The sequence below is a fragment of the Phytohabitans rumicis genome (assembly GCF_011764445.1).
In the GTDB taxonomy this organism is placed as follows: domain Bacteria; phylum Actinomycetota; class Actinomycetes; order Mycobacteriales; family Micromonosporaceae; genus Phytohabitans; species Phytohabitans rumicis.
In genome coordinates this window covers 6,450,569-6,475,325 of record NZ_BLPG01000001.1, presented here as the reverse complement: position 1 = coordinate 6,475,325, position 24,757 = coordinate 6,450,569, and the positions used below count along the sequence as shown (strand labels likewise).

Genomic DNA, 24,757 nt, shown 5'->3' with positions numbered 1-24,757 from the left:
CTGACGGGGTGGACCACCTTCTTTCTGCCGCCGACGAGCTGCTCACCATCGCGTCTACCGCGGATCGGCCCGGGGAGCTGCGACGGGCGATCGACTACGTCCTGGACTTCGTCGGGCCCGGGTTCACCGTCGAGCGGTTCGAGTCGAACGGCGTACCCAGCGCTCTTGTCTACTGTGGAAATCCGCGACCGGAGTTCGCGGTCATTCTCAACGCCCACCTCGACGTCGTACCCGGATCACCGGACCAGTTCCACCCCCGTCGCGACGGCGACCGCCTGTACGCCCGCGGCGCGCAGGACATGAAGGTCTCGGCGCTGGCCCTGGCGCAGGCGTTCCGCGACACGGCCGCCGCCCTGCCGTACCCGATCGCGCTGCAGCTCGTCGCCGACGAGGAGGTGGGCGGGCGCAACGGCACGCTGCACCAGCTCCAAAGTGGAGTCACCGGCCGGTTCGTCATCATCGGCGAGCACAGCCGCCTGGACATCGTCGCCGACTCGAAAGGGCTCGTCCACGCCAACCTGCGGGCCAGCGGCCGGGGCGGGCACGGCGCGTACCCGTGGTTGGGCGACAACGCGCTGCTCAAGCTCGTCCGTACGGTGACCCGGCTGCAGGACGCCTACCCGCCGCCGGCCGAGGAGGCGTGGCGTACCACCGTCAACCTGGCCCGGATCGAGACGCCCAACCGCGCCTACAACCAGATCCCGGCCGACGCCGAGGCGTGGCTCGACATCCGCTTCCCGCCCGAGGACGCCACCTTCGCCGGCGCGACCGCCGACGGGATGGCGGCGTACCTCGGCGGGTTCTGCGAGCCCGGTGTCACGGTGACGATCAACCACGTCGACGGCCCGCACCACGCCGACCACGACCGCCCGGAGATCGCCCACCTGCGGCGGGCCGCGCAGGACCAGGGCTTCGCGTCCGACTTCCTCTACAAGCACGGCGCGGGCGACGGCCGCTTCTACTCCGCGCGCGGCATCGCCGCGGTCGCGTTCGGCGTCGGGGGCCACGGCCAGCACGGCCCCGAGGAGTACGCCGAGATCCCCACCATCGACCCGTACTACCGCGCGCTCCGCCAGTTCCTGGAGCACCTCCCGGCAACCGTCACCAGCACCCGATGACAGAGATTTTGAGGATCGAGTTCTGAGCTACCGCGACGTCCGTCGCGGTCCGGGCCGTTGCTCCCGCGGCCTCGCGCTGCGCGGTCCACAATCGACAGAGCGGCGGGCGATGCCGGTGGGTTCGCGGCGGCGCTCGCCGCCGGATATACCAGATACGTCCAAGCGGTCGACCCGATCATCGAAGCCAACGAGTAGATCTAGACGAGAAACGGTTGATATCGAGCCATTTCTCGTCTAGATCTACTCGCCGCACCTCGGCCACTCCGCCACACCCGCCCAGAGCTGAACAAGGGCGCCCCACTCACATCGCCGCGCCCGACCAGGGCGCCCTACTCACGCGCGCAAACCCAGCAGGGGCGCCCTACTCAGGCCGAGTGGCTGGGAGCTCCTGGATGCTGCCGGCGGCGCGGCCGCTCGCTCGCCGGCTTGGGCGGCCACTGTGGACGTGGCGAGGCCCGGAGATATGTCCAATCTCCGGGCCTCTGTTCACGCCAACGCTGTCCTTACCGCGAATGTCGCCGACGCCGCCGAGCCGCCCGATTCGATGACGAGCCGGGAGTCGCGGTGCAGCAGATAGCGGCTCGGATAGTTGTACGACCGCAGCGAGGTTTCCTGTCCGGTCAGCCCGGTGACGGGACAGAACGTGGCATCCGCCCTGAAGAGCTGGGTGCCGTCGTACCGGTGCAGGACGATCTGGAAGTTCTGGTGCCGCAGGTAGTACCCGGGGAAGTTGACCGACTCGAAGGAGGCGCAACTGGAGCTGGCGAGGCCGGCCCGTACCGTGAAGGAGCTGTCGGCCCGGTCGAGCGCGCCGCTGCCCGATCCGATGCGGTCGATCCGCCCGGCGAAGTCGCGGTGCCGTACCCGGAAGCCTGGCTTGCTCACCGGCTCCAGACCGACCCGCGCGCCGGCGCGCAGCGGCGGTGTCGTCGCGGACGGGGACGGGGAGGGCGCGGCCGGCGTGGCGGCGCCACCGCCGGTGGACCGGCTGGGGACCCCACCACGATTGCCACCGCCGGGGTGGGCGACGGCCGGACCGGTGGTCACCCCGGCGGGGCCGGTGGTCACGATGGTCGGGTCGGTTCGGCTCGCCGGGACGCCCACCTCGCCGGGCAGCGCCGCGGCCGGCGGCTCGTCCAGCGTGGCCGGCTCGACCATGCCCCGGTCGCTCGCCGCCACGGCCATGAGCGCGAGCGCGGACAGCATGGTCACGCCGCCCAGCAGCATCCGTCGCCGGGTCACCGGCCCACGGCCGGCGTGCGGTCTCGGTGTCATCGCCAGCCGCAGCCGGATCGGCGCGATGTCGCTTTCCGCGCCATCTGCTGGGTTGCGCACCGAGTCTGGCACGCTCTGGGCCGATACGTCGTACGCCGGTAGCCATCCGCCGATTCGCAGACGGGTACGTGTGGGGTCCTCTTCGGACACTTGCCGCCGCTCCCTTCCGGAACCGGTCTACTTTCTCATGTATCGGCCGGTTTGTTGATCGTGAACACACGACGAAACCCTTTGTGGTCTTTCGATTACGATGCGCTGGGCCCTCGCCTCAACTGCTGCGTCTTTGATAATCTGCCGCCTCACGGCTGGGGGCTTCGCCACAAGAACGTTTACACACGGAGGTCATCCTGTGACTGACAGTGGCATGAAGAGTCGTGTCAAAGGACTACTCGGAGGGCCTTCTCCTGTGAATGAGACCTTGGAACACATGGTTGTCGCTCCGTCGGCGGAGCTCAGCGCCGAGCACCAGGCTCTTCAGGTGCTCACGCTGGCCCAGCGGACGTCGGAAGAGCACGTCGCCAGCGCCCGGCGGGAAGCGGAGCGCATCCGCGCCGAGGCGCACGCGACCGCGGAGCAAATCGTCCGGGACGCTCAGTCCCACGCCCAGGTCCTCCAGCAGGAGGCCGAGCGGGCACTGTCCGACGCGCACGCCAGCGCCTCGCAGGTCGCGCGGGACGCCCAGACGCAGGCGGACGACGCGAAGCACAAGGCCGAGGAGATCCTCTCCAAGGCGCGCACCAAGGCCGACGAGGCGGCCAAGACCGCCCAGGCGAACGCCGACGAGCTCAGGCATCAGGCCGAGCAGCGCTACGAGGACGTGGTCGGAAGCCTGGCCGCCAAGCGCGAGGCGCTGCAGCGGCAGATCGAGGCGCTGGAGCAGTTCGACCAGGACTACCGGTCCCGGCTCACCACGTTCATGCAGAACCAGCTGCGCGCCCTCTGGGTCGACGAGCCGCGGGTCGAGGCCGAGGAGATCGAGGCCGACGAGCCGTTGGTGGCCGTTGCGGCCACGGCCCTCCCGCCGCAGCGCAGCGGCTCCGGCAAGTCGTAGCGCGCCCGGCGGCGGCTACGACGACCGGTTCAGGACGGACAGCCCGACGGCGAAGAGGATCAGGATCGCGCCCGCGAGCGCGAACCATATGGTGATCTCTACGTTTTCCCGCTGCATCGTGATGTTGCTGGGCAGGTCGAGCAGGACCTCGCTGAGCGCCTCCGCGTCCTTGGCCTGGTAGTACTCGCCGCCGGTCATCTCGGCGACCTCGGTGAGGGTCTCCTCGTCGATCTGCCGGGCGAAGCCGCCCCGGCCGAAGCCGCCGGGCGGCCCCTGCCCGTCGCCGCGGAACGCCGCGTCGCCGCTGATCTGGTCGCGGGTGCACACCGACGCGGCCGGCTCGGTCGTGCCGAAGCCGATGGTGTAGACCCGCACCTGGCGAGCCGCGGCCTCGGCGGCGGCCGTCACCGGGTCGACCCCTTGGGTGTTGCGCCCGTCGGTGAGCACGACGATCGTGTCGGGCTGGTAATCGGTGATCGCGCCTTCGACGGCCGGCACCTCGACGCCGGTGGGCGGCACGTCGGGATTGATCTCGGCGATGGCGTCCACCGAGGTCAGGATCGCCTGACCGATCGCGGTGCCGCGGGACGTACGCAGGCCGTCGATCGCCTCCAGCACCGCGTCCTTGTCGGTGGTGGGCTCGACCAGCAGGCCGGCGATCGCGGAGAACGTGACCAGGCCGATCCGGGCCCCATCGTCCTGCGCCTCGACGAACTCGCGGGCCGCCTTCTGCGCGGCGGTCAACCGGTTGGGCGGCACGTCGGTGGAGCACATCGAGGCGGACACGTCCATCGCCAGCAGGATCGACGTGGCGTTCGAGGGCACCGGCACGGACGCCTGCGGGCGCGCGGCACCGGCGCCGAGCACCACGAGGCCGGCGGCGAACAGCCAGAGCGGGATCCGGCGCCGCCACAGCGACCGCCCGGGCAGCGCCGCCCGGATCAGCGTGACGCTCGATATCCGCAGCGCCTCCCGGCGGCGCCGCCGGCGCGTCCACCACCGGTAGGCCAGCAGCAACGGAAAGGCCAACAGCGCGGCGAGGGCCCACGGCCAGGTCAGTGACATCAGACGATCCGCCCGAACCAAGTGATCATTAATAGGCCCCCGATCGTGAGGAGCAGGAGCGCGATCCCGACCGCCACCGCGGTGAGCTCGACCAGCTCGTCCTGCGCGGTGATCCGCAGATCCAGCGACTCGTGCAGGCTGCCGAGGGCCTGCGCGTCGGCGGCCCGGTGGTACGAGCCGGCCGTGAGATCGGCGACCTCGGTCAGCAACTCCTCGTTGAGCGCCGTGGCCACCTGGTATCCGTCGACCTCGACGGTGGTGCCCTCGACCGTGCCGACGCCGACGCTCTCGATGCGTACCCCGGCGGTGGCGGTGAGCTCGGCGGCGGCCGCGGCGTCCGGGCCCCCGGTGTCCTCCCCGTCGGAGAGGAGCACGATCGTGGCGGACCGCCAGTACCCGAGGTCTTGCGGCGGCTGCCCCGCGGCCGGGTCGGGCAGGCCCACCGTCTTGCCGACGATGGCCGACAGCGAGGCGAGAATGGCCTGCCCCAGCGACGTGCCGCCGGAAACGGTCAGCCGGTTGATCGCGGCGATCGTGGCCTCGTGGTCGTCGGTGGGCAGTTGGGTGGTCAGCGCGCCCTGGCTGAACGCGACCAGGCCGATGTCGACCGTGTCCGGCTGCTCCTTGACGAAGCTGACCGCCGCGGCCTGCGCGGCGGCGAGCCGGTTGGGCGCGAGGTCCTTGGCCGCCATGCTGTTCGACACGTCGAAGGCGAGGATCACCGTGCCGGCCGAGCGCGGCACCGCGACCGTCGCTTGTGGACGGGCGACGCCGATGAGCAGAAACACGAGCGCGGTCAGGAAGACCAGCGGCGGGATGTGCCGGCGCAGACCCTTCCGCCCGGCGTTCGCGGCGCGCAGCCCCGCCGCGGCCAGCGCGCTCTCCCGCCGGTGCTGCAGCCACCGGTACGCCGCCACGAGCCCCACTCCGACGACGGCGGCGACCACCACCAGCAACGGGTACCGGAAAGTCATGGGCACCTCTGCTTCAAGCTCATCGGCGCCTCTGCTTCGACTCGTGCGCCATTTCGATCAGCGCCGTCACCAGATCCTGGTCGGTGCCGATCCGGTGCGCCGTCACGCCGGCCCGCCGCATCGAGGCGGTCACGGCGGACTCCCGCGCGTCCACCTCGGCGCGCAGCCGTTGCCGGAAGAGCGGATCGCTGGTGTCGGCCAGCAGCTGCTCCCCGGTCTCGGCGTCTTCGATCAGGATCAGGCCGAGGTCGGGCAGGTCGAGCTCCATCGGGTCAACGACGCGCATCGCGACCACCTCGTGCCGGTGGCTCAGCCGGGTCAGCGCCGGCTCCCAGTCGACGTCACCGATGAAGTCGGAGATGACGAACACCAGGCTACGCCGCCGCGCGGTGGACGCGGCCAGCCGGAGCATGGCGGCGATGTCGGTGGGGCTCCCGTCCCGGCGCGCGGTCACCGGCTTGGTGAGCTGGTGGGTCAGGTGCAGGACGTGGGTGCGGCCGGTACGCGCCGGGATGACCTGCTGGGCGGTGTTGTCGTAGAGGACCGCGCCGACCCGGTTGCCGCCCCGGCTGAACAGCCGCGCGAGGCACACGGCCAGCTCGGTGAGCACGGAGTCCTTGCCGTACTCGTTGGAACCGAATCGCATGGAGGCCGACCGGTCGAGCACCAGCCACGCGGTCAGCTCGCGGTCTTCGGTGTACTGCCGGACGTACGGCTCGTCGAGCCGGGCTGTGACGTTCCAGTCGATGTGCCGGACGTCGTCTTCCGGTGTGTAGGCGCGCAGGTCGGCGAAGTCGATCCCGGTGCCGCGGAACAGCGTGCGGTAGGCACCCTGCAGCCGCCCGTCGAGTCGACGGACGACCTGCCACTCCAGGCGCCGCAGCAGCCGATCCGGCGGACTTGTCATCCGACCGCGACCTTGCGCATCGGCGCGTCCGGCACCGGCAGCGCGGCCATCACCCGGGTCAGCACCGCGTCCGCGCTGACGTCGTCGGAGAGCGCCTCGTACGACAGCACCAGCCGGTGCCGGAAGACGTCGAGGACCAGCTCGGTGGCGTCGTGCGGAACGACGTAGTCACGGCCCCGCACGAAGGCGAGGGCCCGGGCGGCCAGGATCAGGTTGATCGACGCACGAGGACTGGCGCCGAAGCTGACATATCGCCCCAGGTCGGCCAGGCCCACTTCGGCCGGCCGCCGGGTCGCGTTGGCCAGGCGCACCGAGTACTCGATCAGCGCCGGGTCCACGTACACCTGCTCGACCTGCGCCTGCATCTCGATGAGCCGCTCGGGGTTGATGACCGCCTGGGTGACCGGGTCGGGCGAGATGGCCCGCTCGACGATCACGAACTCCTCGGTGGCACTGGGGTAGCCCACGACCACCTTCATCATGAAGCGGTCGACCTGCGCCTCCGGCAGCGGATAGGTGCCCTCGGACTCGATCGGGTTTTGCGTGGCCATCACCAGGAACGGCCGCGGCACCTGATGGGTCTCCCGGCCGATCGTGACCTGCTGCTCCTGCATGACCTCCAGCAGCGCGCTCTGCACCTTCGCCGGCGCCCGGTTGATCTCGTCGGCCAGCAGCAGGTTGGTGAACACCGGCCCGAGCGAGACCTGGAACTCGCCGGTCCGCTGGTGGTAGACCCGGGTGCCGAGGATGTCGGCCGGCACCAGGTCAGGGGTGAACTGGACCCGGTGGAACTGCCCGCCGATCGCGCCGGCCAGCGCCTTCACGGCCAGCGTCTTGGCCAGGCCCGGCACGCCCTCGACCAGGATGTGCCCGCGGGACAGGAGCGCGACCAGTAGGCGCTCGAGCAGCACGTCCTGTCCCACGATGGTCTTCTTGACCTCGTACAGGACCTGCTCTACCGGTGTGTCCATGCATCCATCCTCACGAGTTGTCTGCCTACTGCTGCGGGCCGCGGCCGTTGCCGCCGGCGGCGACGGCGGCACCGATGGGTACGGCGAAGCCGATGCCGATGAAGGTGCCCGCGGACGTCGGGTTGGCCAGCGCCACGACGATGCCGACCGTCTCGCCCCGGGCGTTGACCAGCGGGCCGCCGGAGCTGCCCGGATTGACCGCCGCGTCGAACTGGATCAGGCCGGTCAGCGTGCCGCCCTCCTTGCTGGTCGCGACCCGGTCGAGGCCGGACACCACGCCCGCGGTCGCGCTGCTGGTCATGCCCAGCTGGTTGCCGATGGCGACCACGCCGTCGCCGATCGCCAGCCGCTCGGAGCTGCCCAGGACGGCCGGGACCAGCACCGGCGGTTGGGTGGCGGCGATGAGCGCGGCGATGTCCTGCTTCGGGTCGGACGCGCTGACCGTCGCCGCCGACCGGGTGCCGTCGGCGAAGGTGACCCGGACGGCGACCGCGCCCCGTACGACGTGCAGCGCGGTCAGGATGAGCCCGTCCGCGTTGGCGACGACGCCGGTGCCGGTGGCGGTGACCTTGTTGTCGCGGGTCATCGCCTCGATGACGACCACCGAGGGTGCCATGGCGGCGTAGACCTCGGCCGTGGTCGGCGCGGCGGTGGCGGACGCCGAGGGCGACGGGCTCGGCGCCACTGTCGGCGACTCGGCGGAGCCCCAGCGGAAGAACACGACCGCGGTGAGCACCAGGACCGCCGCCATGGCCGTCACGACCAGCAGCCGGCGGCGGCGACCGCCGGACGTACCCGGATCGGCCGCGACGTCGCCGGGCGCGGTCTCTGGACGGACCACGGCCTGATCGGGCAACGCGGAGGGGCGCATGACTCAAGATATCCACGCCAGCTCAGAAACTGGTAAGAGTCAGCTGCCTTACCTACATCCGGGCGCCCAGCCACCGCAACTGGTGCCCGACGTGGACCGCGTCGCCCCCTCGTGGTGGTTGAACGGGTACACGTGGATCGCGCGATCAGGCGCCGAGCCGTTGGCGGCGCCGTACTGGTTGTAGGCGGCGAACACGGTGCTGGGCGGGCACACCGTGTCGCGCAGGCCCACGCCGAAATGCGCCGGCGCGACCGCCCGGCGGGCGAAGTTCACCCCGTCCACATAGGACAGCGTGCAGCGGGCCGCCTCCTCCGCCTCGCGGTGCACGGCCAGGAAGGTCACGATCTCGCCGTACGGCGCCGCATCAGTGATGTCGATGGCGCGCTGGATGTGGCACAGGAACGGCGCGGTGGCGAGCACGGCGGCCAGATCCGGGACGAGGCCGGCGACGGCGAGGGCGAGCCCGCCGCCCTGGCTGTTGCCGGCGGCGGCGACCCGGGCGGGGTCCACCCCGGGAAGCGCGCGGACCGCGTCGACCGCGCGGACCGCGTCCGTGATGAGCCGGCGGTAGTAGTAGGCCCGCGGGTTCAGGATGCCCCGGGTCGCCGGCCCCGGGCCGCCGAGCGCGCCGCCGCCGCGCGGGTCGGGCGTGGCGCCGCCGGTGCCGTACTCGTCGCCCTGGCCGCGCGAGTCCATCAGCAGGTGGGCGTAGCCGGCCACGGCCCAGGTCAGCCGCTCGTGGGGCAGTCCCCGGCCGCGGCCGTACCCGAGGTACTCCACGACGGCCGGCAGCGAGCTCGCCACCCCGGCCGGGCGGGTGAACCAGGCCCGCACCGGGTCGCCGCCGAACCCGGCGAACGTGACGTCCCAGGTGTCGACCAGGCGCAGGGCGGTCGGGTGCGGCTGGACGTCGAGCAGCACCGGTGCGGCGGCCACCTCGTCCAGGGTGGCCCGCCAGAACGCGTCGAAGTCGGCGGGCTCACGCACCACCGGGGCGTACCGCTCCAGCTCGGTCAGGGGGAGGTCGAAGAGGGCCATCAGCGCCCCGGGGGTGGCGGCGCGGTGCTCTCCCGTACGACCAGCTCGGTGACCAGGTCGATGCGGCTGGTGGGCGGCTCCACGCCGGCCGCCAGGTCGAGCAGCATCCGGGTGGCGGTGCCCGCCATGTCCCGCAGCGGCTGGTTGACGGTGGTGAGCGCCGGGCCGGTCCACGCGGAGATCGGCAGGTCGTCGTACCCGATGACGGAAAGGTCCGTGGGGACGTCGAGGCCGAGCCGGCGCGCGGCCCGCAGCACCCCCATGGCCTGCGTGTCCGACCCGGCGAAGACCGCCGTGGGGCGGTCGGGACGGCTCAGCAGCGCCATGCCGTGCTCGAACCCGGTGCTGGCGGAGAACTTGCCCTGCCGGACCAGCTCGGGGTCGACCGGGATCCCGGCCTCCTCGTGCGCGGACCGGAAGCCGGCCACCCGGGCGCGGCTGCACAGCACGTCCTCCGGCCCCGAGATGATCGCGATCCGGCGGTGGCCGAGCTGCAGCAGGTGACGGGCCGCGATCAGGCCGCCGTTCCAGTTGTTGGAGCCGACCGTCGGCACCGACGCGGACGTCGCGCTGTCGGTGTCGACCACGACGAACGGGATGCGTTGCCGCTCCAGCTGCCGACGCTGGGGCTGGGTCAGGTGGCACAGCACGAAGACCACGCCGAGCGGCCGGCGGGCGAGCACGCCGTCCAGCCACCGCTGCGGCGGCCGGTGCTGACCGCCCAATTGGGACAGCAGTACGTCGATCTTCGCCGTCGCCGCGACCGCCTCCACGCCTCGGATGATCTCCATGGCCCAGCCCGAGTCGAACTCGTGGAAGACCAGGTCGATCTGCCCGGAGCCGGTCGGCTGCCGCTTGCCGCGGCGGCGGTACCGGTGGCGCTCCAGGCTCGCCTCGACGCGCGCCCTGGTCTCGGGCGCGACGTCGGCGCGCCCGTTGAGGACCTTGGAGACCGTCGTCACGGACACGCCGACCTCGTCGGCGATCGTCGCGATCGTCGCGGTACGCATCATCGAAATATCACCCAGTGTGGCCGGAAGTTTCGACGCCTCCTTGACGCCGACGGAACCGAGGCCCCAGGAACATATACCATGATGACCTTCAGTATCGAGACTCTTGACACACCCCCCGGACCGCGCTTAGGTTGCCGCCAGATAACGGAGAAGTTGCGGAAATTTTCGAGTTCCGCACCGCCCGTCATCCGGGTCAAAGGGGAGGCATGAGAGGTCAGCTGCCGGTCAACGCCGGCCTTACGTCGAGCAACGCCAATGGATCGACCGGTCCGGCGCCCTGGCGCGACCCCGAGCTCAGCCCGGCCGCGCGGGCCGCGGCGTTGGTCCCGCTCATGTCGCTGGAGGAGAAGGTCGCCCAGTTGGTCGGCGTCTGGGTCGGCGCCGACGCCGCGGGCGGTGGCGTCGCCCCGCACCAGGCCGACATGGCGGACGGCGCGCCCTGGAGCACGATCATCCGGAACGGCCTGGGCCAGCTCACCCGGCCGTTCGGCACCGCGCCCGTGGACCCCGTCCTCGGCGCGCGCTCACTGGCCGTGTCCCAGGCGGAGATCGTGGCGGCGAGCCGCTTCGGCATTCCCGCGCAAGTGCATGAGGAGTGCCTGACCGGCTTCGCCACCTGGAAGGCGACGGCGTACCCGACGCCGCTCTGCTGGGGCGCCGCCTTCGACCCGCTGCTCGTCGAGGAGATGGCCGGGCTGATCGGCCGGTCCATGCGCGCCGCCGGCGTGCACCAGGGCCTGGCGCCGGTGCTGGACGTGACCCGCGACTACCGCTGGGGGCGCACCGAGGAGACGATCGGCGAGGACCCCTACCTGGTGGGCACCGTCGGCGCGGCGTACGTGCGCGGTCTGGAAGGCGCCGGCATCGTCGCGACGCTCAAGCACTTCGCCGGCTACTCGGCCTCGCGCGGCGGGCGCAACCACGCGCCGGTCGCGATCGGGCGCCGGGAGCTGGCCGACGTCATCCTGCCGCCGTTCGAGATGGCGCTGCGGCTGGGCGGCGCGCGCTCCGTGATGAACTCGTACGCCGAGATCGACGGCGTACCGGTGGCCGCCGACCCGGACCTGCTGACCGCACTCCTGCGCGGCGACTGGGGCTTCGAAGGCACCGTGGTCTCGGACTACTTCTCGGTGCGGTTCCTGGAGAAGCTGCACGGCGTCGCCGCCGAGGCCGGGGACGCGGCCAGGCTGGCGCTGCGGGCCGGCATCGACGTCGAGCTGCCCACAGTGGACACCTTCGGCCCGCCGCTGGTCGAGGCGGTCCGCTCCGGCGCGGTGGACGAGGCGCTGATCGACCGCGCCGTCCACCGGGTGCTGGCCCAGAAGGCCGAGCAGGGCCTGCTGGACGAGAAGTGGCGGCCCGAGCCGGACGGCATCGACGCCCTGGCCTTCGACGACGAGTCCAATCAGGACGTCGCCGTGCGGCTGGCCCGGCAGTCGGTCGTCCTGCTGCGCAACACCGATGGCGTATTGCCGCTCGCCGCGGGCCGGCGGGTGGCGCTCGTCGGCCCGGTCGCCGACGACCCGATGGTGATGCTCGGGTGCTACGCCTTCCCGGCACACGTGGGCGTGCGGCACCCCGAGCACGGGCTCGGCGTCGACATCCCCTCGCTGCGCGCGTCGCTCGCCGCCCTGGTGCCAGACCTGGCGTACGCGCCGGGCTGCGACATCACCGGCGACGACACCTCCGGCATCGCGGCGGCCGCGGCCACCGCCGCGGCGAGCGACGTGTGCGTGCTCGCCGTCGGGGACCGGGCCGGGATGTTCGGACGGGGCACGTCGGGCGAGGGCTGCGACGCCGCCGATCTGCGCCTGCCGGGCGTCCAGGCCGATCTGGTACGCGCCGTGCTGGCCACCGGCACGCCGACAGTCCTGGTGCTGCTGACCGGCCGGCCGTACGCGCTCGGCTCCGATGTGGATGGTGCCGCGGCCGTCGTGCAGGCATTCTTTCCCGGCCAGCGGGGTGGCCAGGCGCTCGCCGAGGTGCTCACCGGCGCAGTGAACCCGTCCGGGCGGCTGCCGGTCAGCATCCCGCGCGACGCCGGGGGCCTGCCGGCGACGTACCTGTCCCCGCCGCTGGGCCGCCGGTCGGGGGTGTCGTCCGTCGACCCGACGCCCACGTTCCCGTTCGGGCACGGGCTGAGCTATACGACGTTCGAGTGGTGCGACCCGCTGGGACCGTCCGACTGGGCGGTCGACGGCGAGGCGCGCTTCGGGATCACGGTCCGCAACACCGGGGCACGCTCCGGCACCGAGGTCGTGCAGCTGTACCTGCACGACCCGGTCGCGCAGACCACCCGCCCGGTGGTCCGCCTCATCGGGTACGCACGGGTGCCGCTGGAGCCGGGCGAGACGGCGCGGGTGATGTTCGCGGTCCCGGCCGACCTCGCGTCGTTCACGGGGGTGCACGGCCGGCGCATCGTCGAGCCCGGCGACGTCGAGCTGCGGTTCGGCCGGTCCAGCGGCGAGGTCGCCGCGGCCGTGCCGGTACGCCTCGTCGGCGCGGAGCGGGAGGTCGACCACCGGCGCCGGTTGCTCTCCACAGTGGAGGTCGATCGATGAGCACGGTGGAGACGCCACCGCGCGTCCAGCAACCCAGACCCAGCCCGCCGGCCCGGGTCCGGCCCCGCCGTACCTGGCGGCGGGCCCTGCGCCGGGACTGGCAGCTCTACTCGCTGGCGGTCCTGCCGCTCGTCTTCTTCCTGATCTTCCGGTACCTGCCGATGATCGGCAACGTGATCGCTTTCCGCCGATACCAGCCGGGCGGTGCGCTCTTCGGCGAGTACTGGGTGGGCCTGCACTACTTCAAGATGTTCTGGAGCGACCCGACCTTCTGGCGGGTGTTCACCAACACCCTGGTCATCGGTGGCCTGACCCTGCTCTTCATCTTCCCGATGCCGATCGTGTTGGCCCTGCTGCTCAACGAGGTCCGGTCGCGGTTCTTCAAGCGGTTCGTGCAGACCATCTCCTACATGCCGCACTTCCTCTCCATCGTGGTGGTGGCCGGCATCATCCTCCAGATGGTCGCGATGGACGGCGCGGTCAACCAGGCGGTGAAGGCGATCGGCCAGGACCCCATATCCTTCATCCAGCAACCGGGCTGGTTCCGCCCCATCTACATCACGTCGGAGATGTGGCAGACGGTCGGCTGGGGCACGATCCTGTACCTCGCCGCACTGACCACCGTCGACAACGAACTGTACGAGCAGGCGCGGGTCGACGGCGCCAATCGTTGGCGACAGACCTGGCACGTGACCCTGCCTGGCATCCGGCCGACCATGATGACCCTGCTGATCCTCAACATCGGCATGTTCATGGCGGTCGGGTTCGAGAAGATCCTGCTGCTGTACAACCCGCTGACGTACCCGACGGCGGACGTCATATCCACGTACGTCTACCGCGTCGGCGTGGTGTCCGGCAGCTTCAGCTACGCCGCCGCCATCGGGCTGTTCGAGTCCATCATCGGATTGGTCCTGGTGTTCTCGGCGAACGCCATCTCGCGTCGCACGGTGGGGACGGGGCTATGGTGACCGTCCAAGCACCGAAGGCGCGGCCGCGCGGGATCCGGCCGAGCCGGGGGTACCGGGTGTTCCAGGCGGTCAACGGGGTCGTGCTGACCGGGGTCGTGCTGGTGACCCTGTATCCGTTCGTCAACATCGTTGCCCGCTCGTTCAGCGGGGAACAGTACATCCGGTCCGGCCAGGTCAACCTGTGGCCGAAGGGTTTCAACCTCACCACGTACAAGACCGTGATGAGCGACTCGATGTTCTGGACCAACTATCGCAACACCATCGTCTACACCGTCGTGGCGACCGCCATCTCGATCGTGCTGACCACGTGCTACGCGTACGTGTTATCCAAAAAGGACCTCAAGGGACGCGGCATCCTGGTCGGGATCGCGGTCTTCACCATGTTCTTCCACGGTGGCCTGATCCCGAACTACGTCCTGGTCAGCCAGCTCGGCATGCGCAACACGATCTGGGCCATCGTGCTGCCCAACGCCATCAACGTGTTCAACCTGCTGGTGATGAAGGCGTTCTTCGAGAGCCTGCCGGTCGAACTGGAGGAAGCCGCCGCGGTCGACGGCCTGAACACGTACCAGATCCTGCTGCGCATCGTGCTGCCGCTGTCCAAGGCGGTGATCGCCACGATGGTGCTTTTCTACGCGGTGTCCTTCTGGAACTCGTGGTTCTCCGCCTTCCTCTACATGGACAAGCTGGAGCGCTTCCCGGTCACCGTCTATCTGCGCAACCTCATCTCGTCGGCGACTGGCGGGTCCGACGTCACCACCGCCAGTGATGTCGCACTGCAGGTCGGAGCCAACATCGTGGCGGTGACCATCGTGCTCACCATGCTGCCGATCATGCTCGTCTACCCCTTCATCCAGCGGTACTTCGTTTCCGGGGTCATGCTCGGCGCGGTCAAGGGCTAGCGCCGCGCGTACCCCGAACTATTGAAGGAAAAGGAGTCCTCATGTACCAGCCAACCCGGCGCCAGTTGCTCGCCGCCGCCGGTGGCGCCGCCACCCTCGCGCTCGTCGGCTGCGGCAGCGGCGATGACACCGAGGGCCAGGACCTGGACGCCAAACGCTCAGGCGCCATGGAGAAGTTCAACGTCGGCGACCAGTTCAAGGCCGCCGAGCCGCTCACGTTCCCCATCATGATGCTGTCCAACGCGGCCTACCCGTACAAGGCCGACTGGCAGTTCTTCACGGAACTGGCCAAGCTCACCAACGTCAAGCTCGAGGCGACGGTGGTGCCGGGCAGCGACTACAACCAGAAGCGCAGCGTCATGGTCAGCTCCGGCGACGCCCCCTTGATCATCCCGAAGACCTACCACCCCGACGAGGAGCAGTACATCGCCGGCGGCGCGATCCTGCCGGTCAGCGACTACGTCCACCTGATGCCGCACTACCAGGACAAGGTCAAGAAGTGGAACCTCCAGGGTAACCTCGACGGCTTCAGCCAGTCGGACGGCAAGTACTACCTGCTGCCCGGCCTGCACGAGGACGCCTGGCTGGACTACACGCTGGCGGTACGCACCGACATCCTGCAGAAGCTCGGCCTGTCCACGCCGCAGACGTGGGACGACGTGACCAACATGCTGCGGGCGATGAAGCAGGCGTACCCCGGCCAGTACCCGATGTCCGACCGGTGGAGCACTCCTCCCGAGCCCGGCGCCAACTGCCTGTTCGGCCTGCTCAGCAGCGCCTACGGCACGTACGCCGGCTGGGATTGGCAGAACGCGTACTGGGACACCAGCGCGAGCAAGTTCGTCTTCTCCGGCGCGATGGAGCAGTACAAGCAGGTCCTGCAGTACCTCAACACGCTGGTGAGCGAGAAGCTGCTCGATCCGGAGAGCTTCACGCAGACGGACGACAACGCCCGGCAGAAGTTCGCGTCCGGCAAGTCGTTCGTGATCTGCTGCAACGCCCAGACGCTCGCGAACGAATTGCGCAAGGACATCGCGAAGATCCCGGGCGCGACGGTGGCGAAGATCCCCCGGCCGATCGGGCCGGCCGGTGCGGTCAAGAGCGGCGAGACCCGGCTGGAGAACGGCATCATGATCTCCAAGAAGGCGTTGGAGAGCAAGAACTTCGTCGCGATGATGCAGTTCATCGACTGGCTGTGGTACTCCGACGCTGGCCAGATGCTGGCGAAGTGGGGAATCAAGGACCAGACCTACACCGGAAGCGTCGATGACGGCACCTTCAAGCTCGCCCAGGACGTGAACTGGGCCGGGCTCAACCCGTCGGCCGCGAAGCACCTGCAGGTCGACTACGGTTTCTTCAACGGCGTGTTCGCCTACGGCGGCAGCACCAAGTTCCTGAACTCCCAGTTCACCGAGGAGGAGAAGAAGTTCCAGGAGGTCATGGACCAGCGCAAGATCCTCCCGGTGCCGCCGGCGCACCCGCTCACCGCCGAGGAGCGCGAGCAGGCGAACCTGTGGGAGACCGCGCTGACCGACCACGTGAACCAGAACTCGCTCAAGTTCGTCCTCGGCCAGCGCCCACTGGGCCAGTGGGACGCCTACGTGGCCGAACTGAAGGGCAAGAACATGGACCAGTACCTGGAAATGGTCAACAAGGCGTACGACCGCTTCAAGAAGGAACGCGGCTGACCGACGCCCGGCGCCCCGATCCGAACTGCCGAAGGGAGTCCCATGAGTGCCGTTGCTGGAGCCCGCCGGCAGTTCGGATCGGGGCCGCTGTCCCGCGTCGCCGCGCTGGTCTACACCCTGATGGTCGTCCAGGTGCTGCTGCTCGCCAGCGCCCTGCCCGGTCTGGTGCCGGTCCTGTTCCTGGAACAGGACGCGAGCAACGCCCCGTTGGTCGCGCTCTGCGCGCTCCCGCTCGGCCCGGCCGTCTCCGCCGCCCTGTACGCGCTGCGCCACCGCAGCCGGGACATCACCGAGCTCTACCCGGCGCGGGCGTTCTGGCGCGGCTACCGGGCCAACCTGCGCGGCGTCCTGCTGGTCTGGGTGCCGTGGCTGGCCTGGATGACGATCCTCGGGATCAACCTCGGCAACTTCGCGGGCGCCGGCGTACCGGGCTGGTGGGCGGCGCTGCTGGGCGCCGTCGCGGTGCTGGCCGCGCTGTGGCTGGCCAACGCCCTGGTGATCACCTCACTGTTCGCGTTCCGGGCCGTGGACGTCGCCCGGCTCGCCGTGTACTTCCTGGCCGCGACGCCCGGCGTAACGCTGGGCAACGCTGGCCTGCTACTCATCGCGGCCGGCGTCACGGCGTACGCCTCCGAAGGCGTGCTGGCGCTACTGGGTGCGGCCTTCCTGGTAGTGCTGCTACGAAACGCGGGCCCGATGATCACTCGAGTCGAGAAGGAGTTCACCGCGTGAAGGTGCCCTTTGGCGGGGACTACAACCCGGAGCAGTGGCCCGAGGACGTCTGGAAGGACGACTACCGGCTCTTCGACGCGGCCCGGATCGACACCGTCACGCTGGGGGTCTTCACCTGGACGCTGACCCAGCCGGCGCCGGACGTCTATGACTTCTCCACATTGGACCGGGTGGTCGCGAAGGCCGAGGCGGAGGGCCGGAACGTCTGCCTGGCGACGGGCACCGGCGCGCACCCGGCCTGGCTGGCCCGCGCGCACCCGGAGGTGACCCGCGTCGACTTCGAGGGCCGCAAGCACAGGTACGGCGCCCGGCACAACTCCTGCCCCAGTTCCCCGGTGTTCCGCCGGCTCTCCACCGAGGTCGCGCGGCGCATCGCCCAGCGGTACGCGGGCAACCCGGCGATCGTCGCCTGGCACGTCGGCAACGAGTACGGCGGGGCGTGCTACTGCGACCTGTGCGCGGCCGGCTTCCGGGACTGGCTGCGGCAGCGGTACGAGACCCTCGACGGGCTCAACGCGGCCTGGTACACGACGTTCTGGTCGCACACCTTCACCGACTGGGACGAGATCGAGCCGCCGTCGGCGCTGACCGAGCACTGGCGCGGGCCGGACCACACCGCGTTCCAGGGCATCACGCTGGACTACCTGCGCTTCATGTCGGACGCCATGCTGGCCAACTACCTGGACGAGAAGGCGGCCATCCGGGAGTCCGACCCGACGACGCCGGTGACGACCAACCTCATGGGCATGTTCCGGGGGATCGACTACCACCGCTGGGCTTCGCACCTCGACTTCGTCTCCTGGGACAACTACCCGCCGGACGACACGTCGCAGGCGCGGATGGCGCTGACCCACGACCTGATGCGCGGGCTCAAGGACGGCCAGCCGTTCTGGCTGATGGAGCAGACCCCGAGCGTCACCGCCTGCCGCGACGTCAACCCGCTCAAGCGGCCCGGCGTGATGCGGCTGTGGAGCTGGCAGGCGGTCGCCCACGGCGCGGACGCGGTGCTGTTCTTCCAGATGCGGGCCTCGCGCGGGGCCAGCGAGAAGTACCACGGCGCCGTCATCGGCCACAGCGGGCGGTCGGACACCCGGGTGTTCGGAGAGGTGGCGGCCCTCGGCGCGGAGCTCGAACGGCTGGGCGCCGCCACGCTCGGCGCCCGCACGCCGGCCCGGGTCGCGCTGCTGTTCGACTGGGACAGCTGGTGGGCGCTGGAGCTCTCGGACGGCCCGTCCCGGCTGGTCCGGTACCAGCAGGTCGTGCTCGCCTACCACCGCGCCCTCTGGGACGCGGGGGTGGGCGTCGACGTCGTCGCGGTCACCGCCGACCTGTCCCGGTACGACGTGGTCGTCGCGCCCGCCCTGCACATGCTCAAGGGCGACCTCGCCCGGCGGCTGGAGGAGGTGGCCGCGCGCGGCGGCTCGGTCGTGACGACGTTCCTGTCCGGCCGGGTGGACGAGGACGACAACGCCTTCCTGATGGACGTGCCCGGCCCGCTCGGCGCCCTCATGGGCGTACGCGTCGACGAGTGGGACGCCCGCGACCAGGAGTTCGTCAACCCCGTACGCCTCGGCGACCAGACCGTCGAGAGCCGGCTCCTCTTCGAGCTGGTGATCCCGCAGGGCGCCGAGGTGGTCGGCACGTACCAGGCCGACTTCTACGCCGGCACGCCCGCGGTGACCCGCAACGCGTTCGGCGCCGGCCACGGCTGGTACGTCGCCGCCGGGCTGGACCAGGCGGGCGTGTCCTGGGTGCTGCGGCAGGTGCTGGACCGGCACGAGCTGTACGGGCCGTACCCGGAGGTGCCGGACCTGGAGACGGCGGTCCGGGTCGCGCCGGACGGCACCCGCCTGCTCTTCCTGCTCAACCACAACGCCGAGCCGGTCTCGTTGACGGCGCGTTTTGACGGGGTCGACCTGCTGACCGGCACCACCGTCCAGAGTGGGCAGATGCTGCACATGGAGGCGCGCGGCGTCATGGTGGTGCGTCAGTAGATCCGTCGTCCTTCCGCATCCGGCACCCCGGACTTGCGGAAGAAGTACGCGTTGACCTGATCCCGCCACTCCTGCGCCGAGCGCACCTGCTCGTCGAGGCGTTCCCGCACCCGGTCGTACACGTCGGCGGGGACCAGCCCGGCCGCCTCCGCCCAGCGTGCCCGCATCTCGGCGGCCTGCTCGGCCCCGGCGAAGTGGGTGTCGTAGATGTGCTGGATGACCGTCGAGCCGCTGTGCAGCACGTGCCCGTACGGCACGTGGTGGAAGAAGAGCAGCAGCTCGTCGGGGCACCGGTCGAGCGACTCGTACACGTCCGACCAGGGCGCCGGGTACTGGCCGGTGAAGCCGGTGCCGGTGGCGCGGGTGCGGTCCACGCCGACGCCGTCCCGGTCGGCGAAGTGGTACGTGCCCCACGGGGTGTACTCGTACCCGTCCACGTCGGGTCCGTAGTGCGAGCCGGGGCGCACCATGAAGCCGACGCCCAGCGGCGAGGTGTACCGCTCGTACGTCCGCCAGGAGCCGTCCATGATGGCGTGCAGCGCCTGGCGCAGCGGCTCGGGCGGCTCCGGAAACGTCAGGTCGATCCACTCGTCCAGGATGGACAGCGGGTCGGCGTCTGGGTCCCAGGCGAGGCGGCCGAACGCGTACAGGTTGGCCTGGGCGAGCGGGTGGCCGGTCCAGAATGGGTCGTCGCCCACGTTGGACACGGCGACCAGCTCGGCGAAGCGGCCTTCGACCGGCTCGAAGGCCAGCACCTCGCTCCACATCGGAGCGAGGTAGCAGGCGTGCAGCTGCTGGCCGGTGTACTCCTGGGTGGCCTGCAACTCCACCGCCAGCCGGGTCGCCGGCATGGCCGCGATCACCGGCGAGACCGGCTCGCGCGGCTGGAAGTCCATCGGACCGTGCTTCACCTGCAGGATCGCGTTGTCCCGGAAGAGCCCGTCGAGCGGTGCGAAGTGGTCGTACGCCGCGCGGGCCCGGTCGGTCGAGCGGTCGCGCCAGTCCTGCCGGTGGTTGTAGACGAAGGCCCGCCAGTGCACCACTCCCCCGTACGGGGCCAGCGCGTCGGCGAGCAGGTTCGCGCCGTCCGCGTGGCTGCGCCCGTACGCGAACGGGCCGGGCTGCCCCTCCGAGTCGGCCTTCACGAGGTAGCCGCCGAAGTCCGGGATGGTCTCGTAGACCCGGCGGGTGGCCGCGGCCCACCACGACCGGACACCCTCGTCGAGCGGGTCGGCGGTCGGCAGCCCGCCGAGGACGGCGGGCGCGGCGAAGGTGACCGACAGGTGCACGCGGATGCCGTACGGGCGCAACGTGTCCGCGATCGCCTTGACGTCGCCGAGCCGGTCGGTCAGCAGGCGCGCCTCGGTGGCGTGCACGTTCACGTTGTTGGCCGCTATCGCGTTGATCCCGCAGGCGGCCAGCAGCCGGCCGTATGCCCGGATCCGGTCCCGGTCCCCGCGGAAGGCGCCGTCCGCCCAGAAGATGGAGCCGCCGGCGTACCCGCGCTCGACCTGTCCCATCACGGGGTGCACGTCGACGTTGTCCCAGTGGTCGACCATGCGGCGCGCCGCCCACGGCCGGTGCGTCTCGATCGGTCGGTCGGCCCCGAACGCCGACTCGCCCAGCCGTACGACGTGGAACAGGCCGTAGAGCAGACCGGCCGGCCCGCCGGCCAGCACCACCGTGACGCCCTCGCGGCGGGCGAGCGCGAAGCCTTCCGGGCCGAGCTCGCCGGCCTCGGCCCGCACCGCCGCGGCCTCCGCCGGCAAGGGCTCTGCCGTATCAAGCGCCAGCACGAGGTCGTACGTCGGGCCGCCGCCGCTGCCGGATGCGGCGACGGCCCGGTCGACCTCGGAACGGACCGTGTCAACGAGCGCCCCGTCGCCGTGCACCACCGTGCGCCGCGAACCGAGTGCCCGAAAGGCTTCCGGCGGCAACCATGCTGCGTGCCACATGATCACCACCCTAACGTGCGTCTATGTCAGCGTGCAGGTCACCGCCGGTACGGCGTTGGTGCCGGTCCAGGAGGCGATGAAGCCGAACGTGGCGGTCCCGCCGGGCGTCAGCAGGCCGTTCCAGCTCAGGTGCCGGGCGGTCACCGCCGCTCCGCTCTGCGTCACTGTCGCGTTCCACGCCTGGCTGACCCGCTGCCCGTTGGCGAAGCTGAAGGCAGCGGTCCAGGCCGACGTGGACGTGGTGCCACCGTTCCGCACGGTCACCTCGCCCTGGAAGCCGCCCGTCCACTGACTGACCACTCGATAGGTCGCGGTGCACACCCCGGGAGCGGGAGGTGCGGTCGTGGCCGGTGCGGTGGTGACCGGTGGCGTCGTGGGTGTCGTGGTGCCGCCGAGGGCCCGCGTCACCGCCGGGTACCAGCGGTCGGACATCTTCTGGAAGCCGGAGTCGTCCGGGTGCACCCCGTCGCCGATGGTGTCGGCGACCGGGTCGAAGCCGGTCCACTGGTCCACCACCGTGATGGGCGACTGCGTGGTGCTCTTGCCGGCCGCCCAGCCCGGAATGGCGTTGTTGAGCGCGATGACGCCCGAGGTGCAGTACGTGCAGTTGGTCGGCGCCATCGCGACGATCTGCGCCACGATGATCCTCATGTTGGGGTTGTTCGCCCGCATCTGGTCGACCAGCTTGCCGTACGCCGCGAGGATGGTGGCGGCCGGCCGGTTGTTCCACACGTCGTTGGTGCCGAGGTGCATCAGCACGATGTCCGGGCTGGTAGCCGCCAGCCACGGCGGCAACTGGTTCTGGTCGGCGATGCCGACCGCCTGGTAGCCGCCGTGCCCCTCGTTGTCGCCGTCGTGCGCGACCGAGCACCCGCCACCGGGCAGGGTGCCGACGAAGTCGATGTCGGTATAGCCGGTCCGCTGTAGACGGTCCCAGAGCAGGGCGCGCCAGCAGCCGGGGCCGCCGGTGATGGAGTCACCGAGCGGCATGATGCGGACCGGCGCGGCGGCGGACAGCGCGGGGCGGGCCACCACGAGCGCCGTCACCAGCGCCAGCGCGGTGAGAACGGCGTACAGAATGGACTTTTTCATAGCGCCGTACACACCGTTCCGTTGAGGGTGAACGCGCCGGGGGTGATGTTCGGCCCGCTGTAGCCGCCGACGAAGCCGGCCGAGACCGAGCCGCCGGGGGCGAGCCTGCCGTTGGTGTCGAGGTTGGTCACCTTGACCGTGCGGCCGGTCTGCGACCAGTTGGCGTTCCAGCCGCCGTTCATCTGCTGCCAGCCGGTCGGCCAGTCGAACGTCAGCGTCCAGCCGTCGATGGCGTACGTGCCCGTGTTGGTGATGTCGAGGTTGGCGACGTACCCGCTCGCCCAGTCGGTGACGTATCCAAACCGGACACTGCACGTGCTCTGCGCCGGGCTGCCCGTCGTGATGGTCAGCGGCGGCGAGGCCCACGAGACGTTTCCGGCCGTGTCCCGGGCGAGCACGTTCACCGTGTAGCGACTGCCCGGCCGCAGGTTCCCCACCGTGAACGAGGTGCCGGGGGTCTCCCCCCACTGCTCGCTGACGGCGCCGTTATGCCGGTACACCTCGTACTTGGCGATCGGGTGGGCGCCGGCCCGCGCGGCCGGCCAGCTGACGGTCGCCGCCTGGTCGGTGACGCCGCTGGCGGTGGGTTGGCCGGGCGCCGTGGGCAGGCCGGTGACGACCCGCGCGGCCTTCGTCTGCACGACCGTCAGCGAGTACGGCGCGAGCGTCTGGCTGGTGGCCGTGCCGGACTGCGCCGTGGCGATCGACGCCGCCCCGTTGGTGTAGGTGTGCACGGTCGGCGCGGCTCCCGCCGGGGAGAAGCCCGCGTAGTCGATGGTCACCGGGTACGCGTTGTCCGGGTCCTTGTTGACCAGCAGCACCGCGAGGTCCCCGTTGGAGCGCCGCACCGCGTGCGCGGTCACCAGCGGCTGGTCGGTGGCGGCCCGGATGAACTGGTCGCCGGTGCGCGCGAACTTCCCGAGCATCGACAGCCCGTGGTACGGCGCGAACGGCGTGTTCAGGGCCGGCTCGCAGGTGCTGTTGTCGGCCGTGCAGGTGCCGCTGGAGAGCATGCCGAAGTCGCCGTAGTCGGTCTGCCCGGCCACAGTGGACACGTTGCCGATGCCGTTGTGCACGTTCCACCACTGCACCGAGAACACGCCGCCCTCCAGCAGCCCGGCGTACGCGTCGGCGAGGAAGAGCGCACCCGGCTGGGTGTTCTGGCCGACGCCGACGTTGAGCTCGGTGAGGCTGATGCCGATGCGGGAGCTGTTGGCGCCGGCGTACTGGGCGATCTGCTGCCGTAGCAGGTAGAGCGCGTCGACGATGTGCTCGGTCTTGCCCACCGCCTCGGCGGCGCTGCCGCCACCGGGGTACCAGTGCACGTCCACAAAGTCGATCTTGGAGCCGGCGGCGGCCAGCACGACCTTGTTCCAGCTACCCGCGTCGCCGTCGGCCACCACGGCGTCCGGCCAGTTCGCCGGGATGGTCAGCACGGCGCCCACCTTGATGGTCGGGTCCACGGCCTTCATCGCGTCGGCGTACGCGATGACCTCGCTGGCGTACTGGGCCGGGCTCTTGTCGGCGTGGTTGTCGGCCTCCCAGTTGGCTCCGTAGTGACCGTTGCCGTAGTTCTCGTTGCCGATCGTCCAGTACTTGACCCCGTACCCCTTGGTCACGTTGGCGTACCGCACCCAGCCGGCGGCCTCCGCGGCCGTACCGGTGCCGTAGTTCGCGACGATCATCGGCTGGGCGCCGGTGCGGCGTACCCCGGCCATGAACGTGTCGAAGCCGGTGTTGGGCGCGACGTAGCCGCCCGGGGCGGTGTGGGTCTCCCAGTGGTAGATGTCGGAGTACGAGCCGCCGGGGTACCGGCGCATCTGCACCCCGGCGGACTTGAGCAGGTCGGAGACGGCGGTGGTGCCCAGCTCCTGGTCCCAGATCGCGTCGTTGACGCCGAGCCCGGTCGCGGGCATGGTCGCGAGGCCGGCGCGCGCGTTCACGGTGACCGTCACCGGTGTGGCGGTCGCCTGCGCGGCGGGTTGGCCGATCCCGACGAGCACGCCGGCGGCCAGGAGCATGGCCGCGGGAGCGGCCACGCGGCGGACGGAGAACGACAAAGGTTTCATGGCGGTAGAGCCTCCGGAGCATGGCAATTCGATGGGTAGCGATCGAAGGTTGCCCTGCCCCCGACCATGTCCGGCTCAGAAACCGATAGCAGTATCAATCGAAGGGCTTCGCTTGGCAAGAGCTACCAAGAGCTACGAACCGAACGAGTGCGGCCCGAAGCGGCCCCAGACCACGATCGCGGCCAGCACGATGAGCAGCAGGTTGCCGAAGATCATCGGCGTCTCCTTGCGGCGGGCATGGGTGATCGCGGCGCCGACCATCAGCGCGACCACGCCGAGCGCGGCGAGCGGCACGAACACCGTGGCGATGTCCAGGACGGCGGGCAGGATCAGGCCGATGGCGGCGAGCACCTCCAGGGCACCGATGAGCTTGATCGCGCCGGGCGGGAAGTCCTCGGTCCAGGCCAGGCCGTTGGCGGCGAGCTTCTCCTTCGGCTGGGCGACCTTCATGAGGCCGGCACCGAGGAAGACGGCGGCCAGCAGGCCAGCGATGATCCACAAAACGACGTTCAC

General features: G+C 70.6%; 20 protein-coding genes. 8 read left to right on the top strand and 12 right to left on the bottom strand.

All coding sequences use genetic code 11. From position 1 onward, the window contains the following. The first annotated feature begins 8 nt into the window (after window positions 1-8). A complete protein-coding gene (locus Prum_RS29595; protein ID WP_173079460.1) occupies window positions 9-1,118 on the top strand; it encodes a M20 family metallopeptidase in 1,110 nt (369 codons plus the stop codon). Between the two features lie 486 nt (window positions 1,119-1,604). Here the strand turns inward: Prum_RS29595 and Prum_RS29590 are convergent, their stop codons facing one another. After that, on the bottom strand, window positions 1,605-2,465 hold the full coding sequence (locus Prum_RS29590; RefSeq protein WP_173079459.1) for an AbfB domain-containing protein: 861 nt from the start codon (window positions 2,463-2,465) through the stop codon (window positions 1,605-1,607). Window positions 2,466-2,820: 355 nt separating this feature from the next. Here Prum_RS29590 and Prum_RS29585 point away from each other — a divergent pair, with 355 nt between their 5' ends. Continuing rightward, window positions 2,821-3,444: a hypothetical protein gene (locus Prum_RS29585; protein ID WP_173079458.1), complete on the top strand. Its 624-nt coding sequence runs from the start codon at window positions 2,821-2,823 to the stop codon at window positions 3,442-3,444. A gap of 15 nt (window positions 3,445-3,459) precedes the next feature. Here the strand turns inward: Prum_RS29585 and Prum_RS29580 are convergent, their stop codons facing one another. The 7 genes from Prum_RS29580 to Prum_RS29550 form a co-directional block, all read right to left on the bottom strand. After that, window positions 3,460-4,509 (bottom strand): VWA domain-containing protein, encoded by a 1,050-nt coding sequence (locus tag Prum_RS29580; RefSeq protein WP_173079457.1) that lies wholly within the window; start codon window positions 4,507-4,509, stop codon window positions 3,460-3,462. Then, the gene (locus tag Prum_RS29575; RefSeq protein WP_173079456.1) at window positions 4,509-5,483 is read right to left on the bottom strand and encodes a VWA domain-containing protein; all 975 of its coding nucleotides are present in this window, start codon (window positions 5,481-5,483) and stop codon (window positions 4,509-4,511) included. Before Prum_RS29575 ends, Prum_RS29580 begins: the two co-directional genes overlap by 1 nt. Before the next feature lie 19 nt (window positions 5,484-5,502). Next, the gene (locus Prum_RS29570) at window positions 5,503-6,390 is read right to left on the bottom strand and encodes a DUF58 domain-containing protein (protein WP_173079455.1); all 888 of its coding nucleotides are present in this window, start codon (window positions 6,388-6,390) and stop codon (window positions 5,503-5,505) included. Further along, the gene (locus Prum_RS29565; RefSeq protein ID WP_173079454.1) at window positions 6,387-7,361 is read right to left on the bottom strand and encodes an AAA family ATPase; all 975 of its coding nucleotides are present in this window, start codon (window positions 7,359-7,361) and stop codon (window positions 6,387-6,389) included. Before Prum_RS29565 ends, Prum_RS29570 begins: the two co-directional genes overlap by 4 nt. Window positions 7,362-7,386: 25 nt before the next feature. Beyond that, complete coding sequence (locus tag Prum_RS29560) at window positions 7,387-8,202, bottom strand: S1C family serine protease (protein ID WP_246278171.1); 816 nt, start codon at window positions 8,200-8,202, stop codon at window positions 7,387-7,389. Window positions 8,203-8,280: 78 nt separating this feature from the next. Further along, window positions 8,281-9,270 carry an acetylxylan esterase gene (locus Prum_RS29555; protein WP_246278170.1) on the bottom strand — a complete coding sequence of 330 codons (990 nt, stop codon included), beginning with the start codon at window positions 9,268-9,270 and terminating at the stop codon, window positions 8,281-8,283. Next, window positions 9,270-10,280 carry a LacI family DNA-binding transcriptional regulator gene (locus tag Prum_RS29550; protein WP_218577385.1) on the bottom strand — a complete coding sequence of 337 codons (1,011 nt, stop codon included), beginning with the start codon at window positions 10,278-10,280 and terminating at the stop codon, window positions 9,270-9,272. The genes Prum_RS29555 and Prum_RS29550 overlap by 1 nt, the downstream gene beginning before the upstream one ends. Window positions 10,281-10,489: 209 nt before the next feature. On the opposite strand from Prum_RS29550, the gene Prum_RS29545 reads away from it, so the two are divergent. The 6 genes from Prum_RS29545 to Prum_RS29520 are packed head-to-tail and all read left to right on the top strand — an operon-like array spanning window position 10,490 to window position 19,128. Next, window positions 10,490-12,844, top strand: coding sequence for a beta-xylosidase/alpha-l-arabinosidase (locus Prum_RS29545; protein ID WP_173079451.1), 2,355 nt, complete (start codon window positions 10,490-10,492; stop codon window positions 12,842-12,844). Then, on the top strand, window positions 12,841-13,812 hold the full coding sequence (locus Prum_RS29540) for an ABC transporter permease (protein ID WP_173079450.1): 972 nt from the start codon (window positions 12,841-12,843) through the stop codon (window positions 13,810-13,812). Before Prum_RS29545 ends, Prum_RS29540 begins: the two co-directional genes overlap by 4 nt. Beyond that, on the top strand, window positions 13,806-14,714 hold the full coding sequence (locus Prum_RS29535) for a carbohydrate ABC transporter permease (protein WP_173079449.1): 909 nt from the start codon (window positions 13,806-13,808) through the stop codon (window positions 14,712-14,714). Before Prum_RS29540 ends, Prum_RS29535 begins: the two co-directional genes overlap by 7 nt. Before the next feature lie 41 nt (window positions 14,715-14,755). Then, window positions 14,756-16,402, top strand: coding sequence for an ABC transporter substrate-binding protein (locus Prum_RS29530; protein WP_173079448.1), 1,647 nt, complete (start codon window positions 14,756-14,758; stop codon window positions 16,400-16,402). Window positions 16,403-16,444: 42 nt separating this feature from the next. After that, window positions 16,445-17,134: a DUF624 domain-containing protein gene (locus Prum_RS29525; RefSeq protein WP_173079447.1), complete on the top strand. Its 690-nt coding sequence runs from the start codon at window positions 16,445-16,447 to the stop codon at window positions 17,132-17,134. Beyond that, window positions 17,131-19,128, top strand: a complete 1,998-nt coding sequence (locus Prum_RS29520) for a beta-galactosidase (protein WP_173079446.1) — start codon at window positions 17,131-17,133, stop codon at window positions 19,126-19,128. The genes Prum_RS29525 and Prum_RS29520 overlap by 4 nt, the downstream gene beginning before the upstream one ends. Here the strand turns inward: Prum_RS29520 and Prum_RS29515 are convergent. The 4 genes from Prum_RS29515 to Prum_RS29500 form a co-directional block, all read right to left on the bottom strand. Further along, entirely contained in the window at window positions 19,122-21,083 is a 1,962-nt protein-coding gene (locus Prum_RS29515) for an alpha-glucuronidase (protein WP_173079445.1), read from the bottom strand. The genes Prum_RS29520 and Prum_RS29515 overlap by 7 nt on opposite strands. A gap of 21 nt (window positions 21,084-21,104) precedes the next feature. Then, on the bottom strand, window positions 21,105-22,175 hold the full coding sequence (locus Prum_RS29510) for a cellulose binding domain-containing protein (RefSeq protein ID WP_173079444.1): 1,071 nt from the start codon (window positions 22,173-22,175) through the stop codon (window positions 21,105-21,107). Beyond that, complete coding sequence (locus Prum_RS29505; protein ID WP_173079443.1) at window positions 22,172-24,244, bottom strand: cellulose binding domain-containing protein; 2,073 nt, start codon at window positions 24,242-24,244, stop codon at window positions 22,172-22,174. Before Prum_RS29505 ends, Prum_RS29510 begins: the two co-directional genes overlap by 4 nt. Window positions 24,245-24,376: 132 nt before the next feature. Next, the gene (locus tag Prum_RS29500; RefSeq protein WP_173079442.1) at window positions 24,377-24,757 is read right to left on the bottom strand and encodes a DoxX family protein; all 381 of its coding nucleotides are present in this window, start codon (window positions 24,755-24,757) and stop codon (window positions 24,377-24,379) included.

Excerpts from the sequence above, each read along its gene's own strand:
- Prum_RS29585 (WP_173079458.1), top strand. The coding sequence starts at position 2,821 with ATGGTTGTCGCTCCGTCGGCGGAGCTCAGCGCCGAGCACCAGGCTCTT.
- Prum_RS29580 (WP_173079457.1), bottom strand. The coding sequence starts at position 4,509 with ATGTCACTGACCTGGCCGTGGGCCCTCGCCGCGCTGTTGGCCTTTCCG.
- Prum_RS29575 (WP_173079456.1), bottom strand. The coding sequence starts at position 5,483 with ATGACTTTCCGGTACCCGTTGCTGGTGGTGGTCGCCGCCGTCGTCGGA.
- Prum_RS29570 (WP_173079455.1), bottom strand. The coding sequence starts at position 6,390 with ATGACAAGTCCGCCGGATCGGCTGCTGCGGCGCCTGGAGTGGCAGGTC.
- Prum_RS29565 (WP_173079454.1), bottom strand. The coding sequence starts at position 7,361 with ATGGACACACCGGTAGAGCAGGTCCTGTACGAGGTCAAGAAGACCATC.
- Prum_RS29555 (WP_246278170.1), bottom strand. The coding sequence starts at position 9,270 with ATGGCCCTCTTCGACCTCCCCCTGACCGAGCTGGAGCGGTACGCCCCG.
- Prum_RS29550 (WP_218577385.1), bottom strand. The coding sequence starts at position 10,280 with ATGCGTACCGCGACGATCGCGACGATCGCCGACGAGGTCGGCGTGTCC.
- Prum_RS29545 (WP_173079451.1), top strand. The coding sequence starts at position 10,490 with ATGAGAGGTCAGCTGCCGGTCAACGCCGGCCTTACGTCGAGCAACGCC.
- Prum_RS29540 (WP_173079450.1), top strand. The coding sequence starts at position 12,841 with ATGAGCACGGTGGAGACGCCACCGCGCGTCCAGCAACCCAGACCCAGC.
- Prum_RS29535 (WP_173079449.1), top strand. The coding sequence starts at position 13,806 with ATGGTGACCGTCCAAGCACCGAAGGCGCGGCCGCGCGGGATCCGGCCG.
- Prum_RS29530 (WP_173079448.1), top strand. The coding sequence starts at position 14,756 with ATGTACCAGCCAACCCGGCGCCAGTTGCTCGCCGCCGCCGGTGGCGCC.
- Prum_RS29525 (WP_173079447.1), top strand. The coding sequence starts at position 16,445 with ATGAGTGCCGTTGCTGGAGCCCGCCGGCAGTTCGGATCGGGGCCGCTG.
- Prum_RS29515 (WP_173079445.1), bottom strand. The coding sequence starts at position 21,083 with ATGTGGCACGCAGCATGGTTGCCGCCGGAAGCCTTTCGGGCACTCGGT.
- Prum_RS29510 (WP_173079444.1), bottom strand. The coding sequence starts at position 22,175 with ATGAAAAAGTCCATTCTGTACGCCGTTCTCACCGCGCTGGCGCTGGTG.
- Prum_RS29505 (WP_173079443.1), bottom strand. The coding sequence starts at position 24,244 with ATGAAACCTTTGTCGTTCTCCGTCCGCCGCGTGGCCGCTCCCGCGGCC.